Genomic DNA, 11051 nt, shown 5'->3' with positions numbered 1-11051 from the left:
CGGTCCCGTCTTCCATATCCGCGGATGATGAATTCTCGCGGTGCGCCGGATGGTGCCGATCAGCTGATGACGCGCATGCGAATCGTGCCTTCGATCGCGGCGAGCTCGTCCAATGCCTTCTGGTCGGGACGCTGCGCCACGTCGGTGACCACGTAGCCGATCTCACCTTCGGTGCCCAAGGCCTGTGCCGCGATGTTGATGTTGTCCTCGCCGAGCACGCGGTTCACGCGGGCGAGCACACCCGGCAGGTTGGCGTGCAGGTGGGCGATGCGGAAGTTGGAGCGGATGTCGGACAGGGTGATTTGCGGCAGGTTGACCGACAGCATGGTGGAGCCCTTGAACCAGTAGTCCTCAAGACGCTGGGACACGAACTGTCCGATCGACTTCTGCGCCTCCAAGGTGGAACCGCCGATATGCGGCGTGAGGATCATGTTGTCCTCGTCCGCCAGATCGGTCAGGAACTCGTCCCCGCTTTTCTTCGGTTCGACGGGGAACACGTCCACCGCGGCGCCGGCAAGATGGCCGGAATCCAGATGCTGCTTCAGCGCGGCGAGATCCGCGACGAAACCGCGGGAAAGGTTGATGAAGATCGCATCCTGCTTCATATGCGCGAACTGGTCCTCGCCGAAGAAACCGGTGTTGGACTTGCGGCCGTCGACGTGCAGGGTGACCACATCGGACTGTTCCAGCAGCTCGTTGAGCGTCTCGCAACGATGGGCGTTGCCCATCGCGAGCTTTTCCTCGATGTCGTAGAACACCACGCGCATGCCGAGCGCCTCGGCGATGACGGAAAGCTGGGAGCCGATGTTGCCGTAGCCGATGATGCCCAGCGTCTTGCCGCGCACCTCATGGGAGCCGGAAGCGGACTTGTCCCACAGGCCATGCTTCATATGGTGGGTGTGCGCCGGAATGCGGCGCATCAGGCAGATGATGTCGCCGATCACCAGTTCCACCACGGAACGGGTGTTCGAATACGGGGCGTTGAATACGGCGATGCCCTTCTTGCCGGCATACTCGAGATCGACCTGATTGGTGCCGATGCAGAAGCAGCCGACGGCGGTGAGGTTCGGACGTGCGTCGATGACCTTGCGGGTGACGCTGGTCTTGGAACGGATTCCCAGCAGATCAACGCCATCAAGCGCGTCGATCAGCTCGTCCTCGCTCAACGCGCCCTTGAGGCATTCCACTTCAAAGCCGTGGTCGCGCAGCGACTGCGCCGCGTCGGGATGAATGTTTTCAAGTAATAATGCTTTAGGCATGTCTCCACCTTATAGCGTGAGTTCCTTTTCGTCCGCTTTTGTCCGGACTATAAGCAGCCGTTGCGTCGGCCTGGTCATGGCGACGTAGAGGTCGGACGCCGCCACGATGCGCGAAGGCGCCTCCTGCTCGATCCGCCCGGGCTGCACCACCATCACCGCGTCGTATTCCAGACCCTTGACGGTCTGCGTCGAACAGACGGTCACCTGCTCGTCCCATGAGCTTTGCGCATCGAGCCGCGCGAACTCCTTCGCGTCCAGATGCCGCGACAGCTCCGCGTACACGCGCGCGCGCAGTGGACGGAGCATGTCGTCGGGCGCGATGATGGCGACGCGGCCGGTGCCATCGGCGGAAACGTAGGAACGAACCAGATCGATGGTCTGCCGGGCCACCGCGTCGGACAGAAGGCCATCGTCGGCGAGCACCAGATGCCTGACCGAATCGGGTACCGCCCGCACCGCGTTGACGGTGGAGATGTACAGACCCTCCGCGGACGCGAAATCGCCGGCGAGACGTGACACCTCCTTCGGATTGCGGTAATTGATGGTCAGTTCGTTCAACTGCCAGTTGTTCGGGCCGAACAACGGATCCATCATGCGCTTCCACGAGCGGGTCCCGCCCAAAGCCGAGGTCTGCGCCACATCCCCGACGATGGTGAACGAACGCGACGGGCAACGGCGGATCAGCATGCGCCAATCCATCGCGGTGAGCTCCTGCGCCTCATCCACCACGATGTGGCCGTACGTCCACTCCCTGTCGGCCGCCGCGCGCTGCGCGGTGAGCTCCGCGTCCAGACCATTGATGTTGTCGACCAGCATCTGCGAGGTGACGATGCCCGTGCCGATGCCGGCCTGGGCCAACGTGTCCTGGGCGAACTGCTCCTCTTCCGCGCGCTTCGCATCCATCGCCTTCTGCTTCGCCACGGCCTTCGGATCGGGACCAAGCAGTTCCATGGCCTCATCGAGCAGCGGAACATCGCTGATGGTGAACGGCGAGCCCTTGGGCCGAATCAGCGACTCGATGTCGCGCTCCTCGAGCCAAGGGGCGAAACGGCGCAACTGCTGTGGCTTGCAGAACAGCTGGTCGACCAGCCATTGGCCGGTCATGGGCAGCCACGCGAGGTTCAATGTTCGGCGCAGGTCGTCGTTCATGCGCAGTTGCTGCGCCACATCCGAAAGCTCCGCCTGCTCGGGCTGGTAATCAAGCTGCTCCACATAACGGTTGCGCATCGCGGACAGCATGCTGCGCACGAAGGTCTCACGCGCCTTGTTGTGCGGCTGGCGCGTGCGCTTGGCGTCGGCGATGGCCTGTTCCAGATCGACGCGCGCCACCGGCACGCTGAATCCGTTGATACGGATATTCGGCAGACGGGAAGGTATGCGTTCGCGGGCGGCCACGGCATTGGCGATCGCCTTGGCCATGCGGCGCTCGCCTTTGATCTTGGCCGCGTGCGGAGTGTCGCGGGAGGTCGCGATGACGCCCGGGATGAGATCGGCGATGGTGCGGCTCACCACGCCGGTCTCGCCCAACGACGGCAGCACCTGATCGATGTAGTGCAGGAACGTCGAGCTCGGTCCGACCACCAGCACGCCGGAACGTTCCAGAGTGCGGCGGTGCGTGTACAGCAGGTACGCGGCGCGATGCAGCGCGACGGCGGTTTTGCCGGTGCCGGGCCCTCCCTGCACCACCACCGCCTGGTTGAGTCCCGCGCGGATGATGCGGTCCTGCTCCGCTTGAATCGTCGCCACGATATCGGTCATCTTGCCGGTGCGTTTGGCGTTCAGCGACGCCAGCAGCGCGCCCTCGCCGGTGAGCGTGCCGTCGGAAGAGGCCTGCCCGACCTGGTCGGAGTGCACGTCGAGCACCTCGTCCTCCACGCCGACGACCTCGCGGAACCGCAACGTGATATGGCGTCGCATCACGATGTCGCCATGGTTCGACGGCGTCGCCTCATAGAACGGGCGCGCGGCGTCGGCGCGCCAATCGGTGAGGATCGGCTCATGACGCTCGTTCGACAGTCCGATACGGCCGATATAGCGGTGCCTGCCCTGAACGTCGTCGAGTCTGCCGAACACCAGGCGGTCCTCCACCGCGCGCAGCTGGGTGAGGCGGTCCTCATACATGGTGGCGAAGGAATCCCGCTCGGTGCGTTGCGTGGGCGAACCGTGCGATCCGGCTGCGCGAACGGTGTCGAGCCGGGTTCGTAACTGCGCCCTCAACGTGTCCAGACGGTCGTAAGCGCGGCTGACGGCCTGCTGCTCCTCACGCAATTGGGCGGAATAGTTCGACATGAAATAAATCCCTTCATCAAAAACTCAGAGCGTTCCAATTTACTCCAAGGGTTCTACGAACCTTGCGGGGCGAAACGGCCTCGGGTGAACGGAACGTGAATTCATCGCCTTCGGAATCGTCGGATATGGCGCGTTGCGGAACAGGCCTGCATAAAAGCCGAGTATTGCGTGAGCATTTTGTGCCCAAGTGGGAGATTTTGGTGAGCCGTGGGGTAGAGTGGTGAATCAGCTGTGGGATGGAGCGCGTCTGCATGTCGGCGAAGGAGGTGCGGCAATGGTCCACGATGTTGGAGCTGCGCCGTCCTCCGAAGACGAGACGACATCGTCGAACGACGTGTCGGCGGATTTTCCCCCATTGCTGCTTGGAACCTACACTCCCAAAATCGATGCCAAGGGACGCATGGCGCTGCCTGCGAAACTGCGGGCCCGGATTGGAGACGGTATGGTGATGGCCCGGGGCCAGGAGCGGTGCGTGTATCTGCTGCCGCAAATCGAATTCCGCCGCATCGCCATGCGCATCCAGCGCACGTCCATGGGAAACAGGGCGGCGCGTGAATACCTGCGCGTCTTCCTTTCCGGCGCGGTCGAGCAGAACCCCGACCGGCAGGGACGTGTGCTGGTGCCGCAGATGCTGCGCGATTACGCGGGGCTCGGCGACGACATCGTGGTGATCGGTGTGGGGACCAGAGCGGAGATTTGGAACAGACAGGCATGGGAGGAGTACCTTGCCGACAAGGAGCAGGAGTACTCCGATATTGCCGATGACGTATTACCGGCGGTGGGATTCTGATGGCAGATGTGACGACGATTCATCAGCCAGTGTTGCTGGACGATTGTGTGGACCTGGTCGCGCCCGCATTGGCGAAGCCGGGCGCGACGGCGGTGGATTGCACGCTCGGTTTGGCGGGCCATTCCACGGCCTTCCTCAAGGCGTGCCCGGAGGCCCGGCTCATCGGCATCGACCGCGATACCGAGGCATTGGGGCTCGCCACGGAACGCATGCGCATGGAGGGGCTGTCGGAGCGGTTCATCCCGGTGCACGCCGCATTCGATGAGTTCGCGCAGGTGCTTGACGATCAAAGCATCGACAGGGTGGACGCGGTGTTCATGGATCTGGGATTGTCCAGTCTGCAGATCGACGAGACCGATCGCGGCTTCTCCTATTCGCATGACGCGCCGCTCGATATGCGCATGGATGTGAGCCAGCCGCTGACCGCGGAGCGTATTCTCGCCGAATATTCGTATGCCGATTTGGTGCGCATCTTCCGCACATACGGCGAGGAGCGCTTCTCCAAGCAGATCGCGCGCGAGATCGTCCGCCGCCGCGAAACCGAGCCGCTGGCCACTTCCGGGCAGCTCAATCGGCTGGTCGACGAGGTCGTGCCGCAGGCGCATCGTCCTGCCGGCAATCCGGCGAAAAGGGTTTTTCAGGCGCTGCGCATCGAAGTGAACGGCGAGCTTGACAAGCTCGCCGGCACGTTGCCGCAGATCGCGAACCGGCTTGCCGTGGGCGGCAGATTGGTCGTGGAGTCGTACCATTCTCTGGAGGACAAAACGGTGAAGTCCTTCATGAACCAGGGGCTGAAGGCGGATGTGCCGCCGGATATGCCGGTGGTTCCCCCTGACATGATGCCGTTCTTCAAGGAGCTGACGCGCGGGGCGATCAAGGCGGATGACGAGGAGATCGCACGGAACCCACGTTCCGCTTCGGTGCGGCTCCGGGCGATCGAGCTGACCCGGCCGATTCCACGGCGATGGCGGAGGCGGTTCGAGCAAGGGGCCGATTACATGAGTGTGAGCGGAAAAGGAAGGAGGCGCTGAGATGGCCGCACCAAGAACTGTTTTGTCGAGCGCCGTTCCGGCTGGACGCAAAAGCCAGGACGAGACGGCGGGAACGACCCGTCCGGAGCTGCATGTCATCAAAGGCGCGCGTGCCGAAGGCAACGGTTTCAAGCGCGGATTCGAACAGCTGATCACATGGACCCGCACCCGTAGCACGCCATTGCTGCATCTGGTCATCGCGGTGGTCTTCCTCGGCGCCTCCCTGCTCGGTTCGCTGATGCTCCGCACCGAAATGGTGCAGAATTCGTTCGAATCGAACAAAATCGAATCGAACATCACCCGACTGACGCAGGACGTCGAAGACGACCAGGCCAAGCTCGACAAGCTTGAGGCGTCGTTGCCCAGCAAGGCCGAGCAGATGGGCATGGTGCCGCAGGAAGGCGCCCTGACCATCGACCTGAATGGATACAAGGCGACTGGAGACGACAGCAAGTGAAGCCACACCGCCAATCTTGGATGTCCTCGCAGAAAACCCTCATGGTGAAGACCATGGCCATCGGACTTGTACTGACGATCGTGGGGTTGGTCTGTCTCGGCCGTCTGGTCTGCGTGCAGCTGGTCAACGGCAAGGAAGTGGCGTTGCAGGCCGCGGAAAACCGCACCATCAAGGTCACATTGAAGGCGCGTCGCGGCAAGATCATGGACACCAACGGTTCGATTCTCGCGCAAAGCGTGGAGCGGTACAACATCATCGGCAACCCGCAGCTCGCGCAGGATTTCAAACCGGTCACCTGCACGAAGCAGACCGCTGGCGAATGCCATCAGATCAACGGCAAGCCGGTCGGCGCCACGGGGGCCGCCGCGGTGGCGCGTCTGCTGGCGCCCATCCTCGGCATGGATGCGACGGAACTCGGCGCGATGCTGGCCGGAAGCGGGCAGTACGTCATTCTGAAAAAGGATGTGACGCCGTCCATTAAACGCAAGATCAGCAAACTGAATCTGGGTGGCATCGTCTACGGGGAACTCAGCAACGAACGCGTCTATTCGAACGGAACGCTGATGGGCGCGTTGCTCGGCGGCCTTGACTCGGACGGCAAGGGTGCGGCCGGCATCGAGCAGATGGAGAACAAGACGCTCACCGGCAAGGACGGGTATCAGGTATACCAGCAGGGCAGCGGCGGCGTCGAGATCCCGGGCACCATGACCGAATCCAAGGACGCGGTCAATGGATCCGATGTGACGCTGACCATCGACCATGATGTGCAATGGTACGTGGAAAAGGTGCTCAAGGACAGCGAGAGCAAATATCATTCGGCATGGGGCATCGCGATGGTGCAGGACGTGCAATCCGGTGACGTTCTGGCGTTGGCCGACAGCGACGAGATCGAAGCCGGCAGCGACGACGCCAAACTCGGCGTGTCGCGCGCGGTGAGCGAGACCTTCGAACCGGGATCCATCGGCAAGGTGTTCGCCATGTCGGGAATCGTGCAGAGCGGATTGCACAAGCTCGAGGACAAGTTCACGGTTCCCGGAACCATCGTGGTGGACGGGCAGAAGTACAAGGACGCCGTCGACCACGGCAACGAGCAGTGGACCCTCGCCGGCATCCTGGAACAGTCCTCGAACGTCGGCATGGTCATGGCCGGGGAGAAGATGAGCAACGAACAGCGGTATGAGTTCATCAGCAAGTTCGGCATCGGACAGGACACCGGACTGGACCTGCCGGGCGAATCGTCGGGCGTGCTGCATTCCTCCGGCAGCTGGGACCGCCGAACGCGCAACACCGTGCTGTTCGGCCAGGGCTACACGGTCAACATCATGCAGTTGTCGAACGCGGTGTCGGTCATCGCCAACAAGGGCGTGAAGAAACCGCTGCGCATCATCAAATCCATCACCGATTCCGAAGGCCACGTGCACGAGCAGAAGGCCAAGGGCGAGGCCGTCCGGGTGATTGACGAATCCGTGGCCTCGCAGATGCTGAACGCCATGGAATCCGCCGCCGAACACTACAACACGTTCGTCAAGGTGGACGGGTACCGTATGGCGGCGAAATCCGGTACGGCCGAAGTGGCCGGCGAGAACGGCAGTCTGACATCCATCATCAGCGATTACTCCACCATCATTCCGGCGGATAATCCGAGATTCGTGATCACTGTGGTGCTCAAGGACCCCCAAGGCAGCTATGGTGGTTTGACTGCGGGCCCCGTCACGGCGGAAATTGGTGAATTCCTTATGCAGAAGTATGAGGTGCCGGCCTCCAGTCCCCGCACTGGTGCTATTCCGGTGACTTGGTAGGCGATCCGGTGGCACTTGGCACACGGTGACTCGGTGAAGAAGTATGAAGAACGGGAGCGGAAATGAGCGCTGTCAGTGAAGCCATGAACCGTCGTATGACGCTGGGCATGCTGTCCAACCGGTATGGTTGCGAGATCGAGCCCCCGTCGGCGACCGAGGTGACGGTGACGTCCATAGCCGACGCAATCGATTCCGTGCGTCCCGGTGCGTTGTTCATACCGTCGACGGATACGGACGCGCATCAGATCGAGACGGCGCAGAGCCTGGGCGCGTACGCCGCGGTGGTTCCGAGCGCGATGCGGGGAACGATTCGCAACCCGCAGATCCCATTGGTGTATGCCGACCTCACCGAAGAGCAGTTGGGCGTGTTGGCCAGCACTATGGCGGGTTCCCCGTCCGATTCCCTTGCCGTGTTCGCCGTGGCCGGCGAGGATGACGAATCCGTGGAGCATAATGTCAGGAACCTCGCCGATTTCCTGCATATGCTGGGTAATCCCGTGGGCGTGGTGAGCGCTTCCGATTCGCAATCCTTGGAACGGTTCCTCAACCTGCGTTACCCGTTGTCGATCCTCGACGTGCAACGCACGCTGGCGGTATGCATGGAGGACGGCGCGGCCGCGGTGATCCTCGCCTTGGACAAGCGCACGCTTGACGAACAGGCGTTGCAGGCGGTGAACATCGACGTGTTGGGATGCTCGGACACCGGCTCCGACGAGAAACGGACCCGCGACTTCGCAGCACGCTTCGGATGCGTCATCGGCAAGCACACGCACATCGCGCGTCGCACTTCGGAATCGGATCTGCTGGCGGCGCAGGCTTCGTCGGCCTATGACGAATCCGATGCCGGCGCGCTGTCCCTGTCCATCGCGATGGTGCTGGCCGCCGGGGTGCGCAAGGCGAACATCAAAAGCGCCCTGCGCGTATCGCGCGACATGCAATGAGACGATACGGAACGATGCGACGCGCACGCGGCGAATGCCGATTGGACGTCCGCATGATCGCCGGAGGGAATATAGCCTGTGACGAATGATCCGACGAATCGCATAATGAAGACACGTGGTGCGGATACCATATTCGCACGGTACTGAAAACAAGAGGAGAACAAGAGTGAACAACCCGGGCATGATGCCGATGAGCGTGGCGGAGATCGCCGAAGCGGTCCATGGACGGCTGGTGGCCGGTGCCATCGATGTGAACGCGCCGGTCGCCACCAGCGCGTTCACCGATTCGCGGCAGATCGTCGACGGTTCGGTGTTCGTGGCGATCGCCGGCGAACGCGTCGACGGACATGATTTCGTTCCCAAGGTCGGTTCCCAAGGTGCCGTGGCCGCGGTGGTGGACCATGAGGTCGAGCACGCCGGCGTGCCCCAGATCGTGGTGGAGAACACCGTCACGGCTCTGGGTGCATTGGCCAGGCACAACATCGAACGCCGCCGCGCGGAGGACGACGCGTTCACGGTGATCGGCATCACCGGCTCCGTCGGCAAGACCACCACCAAGGATCTGCTGAAATCGTTGCTTTCGGGCGTCGGCTCGACCGTGGCCCCGGTGGGGTCGTTCAACAATGAGATCGGTCTGCCGCTGACCGCGCTCAAGGTGAACGCCGGAACCCGATTCCTTGTGGCGGAGATGGGCGCCAACCATGTGGGCGAGATCGCCAATCTGACGTCGCTGGTTCCGCCGGACATCGCCGTCGTGCTCAAGGTGGGCGTGGCGCATCTGGGTGAGTTCGGCTCTCCGGAGCGCATTGCCCAGGCCAAGTCCGAGATCGTGCGCGGACTGGTGCCCGATGGCGTGACCGTCCTGAACGCCAACGACGCCCGGGTGAGCGCGATGCGGGCCATCGCGCCGGGCGACGTCGTCTGGTTTGGCTTGCCGCAGGAAGACGGCGCCCAGCCATCGGTCACCGCCCAGAACGTGCGCTGCGACGATCTGGATCATCCGTCCTTCACGCTGAACGTCGACGGGGACCGCGCCGAGGTGACGCTCGGCATTTGCGGCCAGCATAATGTGATGAACGCGCTGGCCGCGGCCGCCGTGGCGACGCGTCTGGGCATGTCGGCCGCGCAGGTCGCGGCGGGACTGTCCGATGTGAAGAGCATCAGCCCGCATCGCATGGCGGTATCCACCGTCCGCAAGCCGGAGACGACGTTCACGCTGATCGATGATTCCTTCAACGCCAATCCCGATTCCATGGAGGCGGGCATCGACGGGCTGTTGCGCTGGCGCGCCGGCCAGGATCCGCATCCGTTCCGCATCGCGGTGCTGGGCGCCATGCTGGAGCTCGGTCCGGACGAGAAGACGCTCCATGCCGGTGTGGGCCGGTATGCGGTCGAAGGCGGCGTGGATGCTTTGGTCGCCGTCGGCAGCGCCTCGGACGCCGCGTTGGACGCGCTCGCCGGGGCGATGGCGCAAGGTGGCTCCGAGGCCGCGGCCGATGCCGTCACGGTGGATTGGGCGCATGGCGCGGACGAGGCCGATGCCATGGTGACGCATCTCGCCGAAGGCCATGATGGCGCGGTCGTGCTGCTCAAGGGCTCCCATGCCTCGGGTCTCAGCGCGTTGGCCGAACATTGGCAGGGCCTGGCGGCAGAATAGTAGCAACGGGAACGAAGTGGAACGCGCATGATCCGCATATCAGACCGGATGAAGCGCCGCATAACCGAAATCGCAATATGACTGAAATGGAGAGCATCAGGTGATTGCACTCATCATCGGAATTTTGGTGTCGCTGCTTGTGACGATTGTGGGCACCCCACTGCTGATTCGTCTGGTGCACAAGCTCAATTACGGCCAGTACATCCGTCAGGATGGGCCGAAATCCCATCTGGTCAAGCGCGGAACGCCGACGCTGGGCGGCGTGGTGATCAATCTCGCCGTGGTGCTGGGTTGGGGATCGTCCGCCCTGTACCGGTTCCTCGCCCGTGGCGAGGTGCCATCGTGGTCGGCGGTGCTGGTGCTGTTCGCCATGCTGTCGATGGGATGCCTCGGATTCATCGACGATTTCGCCAAGGTGCGCAAGAAGCAGAGCGAGGGTCTGACCGTCAAGGGCAAGTTCATCGGCCAGTTCGTCTTCGCCACGATCTACGCGGTACTGGCTTTGATCCTGCCCACCAAGTCTGGCTTCCCCAGCGCGCAGGCCGGTATGAGCTTCATCGAGAAGCCGTTCCTCAGCTTCGAGTTCGCAGGTCGCGCGGTGTCCATCGTGCTCTTCGTGATCTGGGTCAATCTGCTCATGTCCGCCTGGAGCAACGCCATCAATCTGACCGATGGTCTCGATGGTCTGGCAGCCGGCTCGTCGATGATCGCCTTCATGGGATACGCGGGCATCGCGTTCTGGGAGTTCTACCATCTCAAGGGATCCGGTCACAGCGGCTTCACCTATGCGGTCTCCGATCCGCTTGACTTGACCATCATCGCGGTGTG

General features: G+C 62.7%; 9 protein-coding genes. 7 read left to right on the top strand and 2 right to left on the bottom strand.

Translation table 11 applies throughout. The annotated features are described in order from the left end of the window. Window positions 1-59: 59 nt before the first annotated feature. Both serA and B3C64_RS02570 read right to left on the bottom strand, forming a co-directional pair. The gene (gene serA, locus B3C64_RS02575; protein ID WP_291533516.1) at window positions 60-1259 is read right to left on the bottom strand and encodes a phosphoglycerate dehydrogenase; all 1200 of its coding nucleotides are present in this window, start codon (window positions 1257-1259) and stop codon (window positions 60-62) included. 9 nt (window positions 1260-1268) lie between these two features. Beyond that, window positions 1269-3548 (bottom strand): HelD family protein, encoded by a 2280-nt coding sequence (locus tag B3C64_RS02570; RefSeq protein WP_291533515.1) that lies wholly within the window; start codon window positions 3546-3548, stop codon window positions 1269-1271. Window positions 3549-3822: 274 nt separating this feature from the next. On the opposite strand from B3C64_RS02570, the gene mraZ reads away from it, so the two are divergent. The 7 genes from mraZ to B3C64_RS02535 all read left to right on the top strand — a co-directional run. Further along, window positions 3823-4338, top strand: coding sequence for a division/cell wall cluster transcriptional repressor MraZ (gene mraZ / locus B3C64_RS02565; protein ID WP_291533514.1), 516 nt, complete (start codon window positions 3823-3825; stop codon window positions 4336-4338). Next, complete coding sequence (gene rsmH / locus B3C64_RS02560) at window positions 4338-5369, top strand: 16S rRNA (cytosine(1402)-N(4))-methyltransferase RsmH (protein ID WP_291533513.1); 1032 nt, start codon at window positions 4338-4340, stop codon at window positions 5367-5369. Before mraZ ends, rsmH begins: the two co-directional genes overlap by 1 nt. 1 nt (window position 5370) lies before the next feature. Continuing rightward, window positions 5371-5826 (top strand): hypothetical protein, encoded by a 456-nt coding sequence (locus B3C64_RS02555; RefSeq protein ID WP_291533512.1) that lies wholly within the window; start codon window positions 5371-5373, stop codon window positions 5824-5826. A gap of 20 nt (window positions 5827-5846) precedes the next feature. Next, window positions 5847-7625: a peptidoglycan D,D-transpeptidase FtsI family protein gene (locus tag B3C64_RS02550; protein ID WP_298046843.1), complete on the top strand. Its 1779-nt coding sequence runs from the start codon at window positions 5847-5849 to the stop codon at window positions 7623-7625. Window positions 7626-7687: 62 nt separating this feature from the next. Next, window positions 7688-8566, top strand: a complete 879-nt coding sequence (locus B3C64_RS02545) for a UDP-N-acetylmuramyl peptide synthase (protein ID WP_291533509.1) — start codon at window positions 7688-7690, stop codon at window positions 8564-8566. Window positions 8567-8747: 181 nt separating this feature from the next. Continuing rightward, window positions 8748-10223, top strand: a complete 1476-nt coding sequence (locus B3C64_RS02540; RefSeq protein ID WP_291533534.1) for a UDP-N-acetylmuramoyl-tripeptide--D-alanyl-D-alanine ligase — start codon at window positions 8748-8750, stop codon at window positions 10221-10223. A 100-nt stretch (window positions 10224-10323) separates the two neighbouring features. Beyond that, on the top strand, window positions 10324-11051 hold a 728-nt coding region (locus tag B3C64_RS02535), incomplete at its 3' end, for a phospho-N-acetylmuramoyl-pentapeptide-transferase (RefSeq protein WP_414632148.1).

The organism is Bifidobacterium sp. UBA6881 (assembly GCA_002451435.1).
Classification (GTDB): domain Bacteria; phylum Actinomycetota; class Actinomycetes; order Actinomycetales; family Bifidobacteriaceae; genus Bifidobacterium.
The sequence above is the reverse complement of the archived record's forward strand: the minus strand, read 5'-3'. Positions and strand labels throughout refer to the sequence as shown.

Bases quoted from the DNA above. Each gene is read 5' to 3' on its own strand.
- serA (WP_291533516.1), bottom strand. From the start codon at position 1,259: ATGCCTAAAGCATTATTACTTGAAAACATTCATCCCGACGCGGCGCAG.
- B3C64_RS02570 (WP_291533515.1), bottom strand. From the start codon at position 3,548: ATGTCGAACTATTCCGCCCAATTGCGTGAGGAGCAGCAGGCCGTCAGC.
- mraZ (WP_291533514.1), top strand. From the start codon at position 3,823: ATGGTCCACGATGTTGGAGCTGCGCCGTCCTCCGAAGACGAGACGACA.
- rsmH (WP_291533513.1), top strand. From the start codon at position 4,338: ATGGCAGATGTGACGACGATTCATCAGCCAGTGTTGCTGGACGATTGT.
- B3C64_RS02555 (WP_291533512.1), top strand. From the start codon at position 5,371: ATGGCCGCACCAAGAACTGTTTTGTCGAGCGCCGTTCCGGCTGGACGC.
- B3C64_RS02550 (WP_298046843.1), top strand. From the start codon at position 5,847: ATGTCCTCGCAGAAAACCCTCATGGTGAAGACCATGGCCATCGGACTT.
- B3C64_RS02545 (WP_291533509.1), top strand. From the start codon at position 7,688: ATGAGCGCTGTCAGTGAAGCCATGAACCGTCGTATGACGCTGGGCATG.
- B3C64_RS02540 (WP_291533534.1), top strand. From the start codon at position 8,748: ATGATGCCGATGAGCGTGGCGGAGATCGCCGAAGCGGTCCATGGACGG.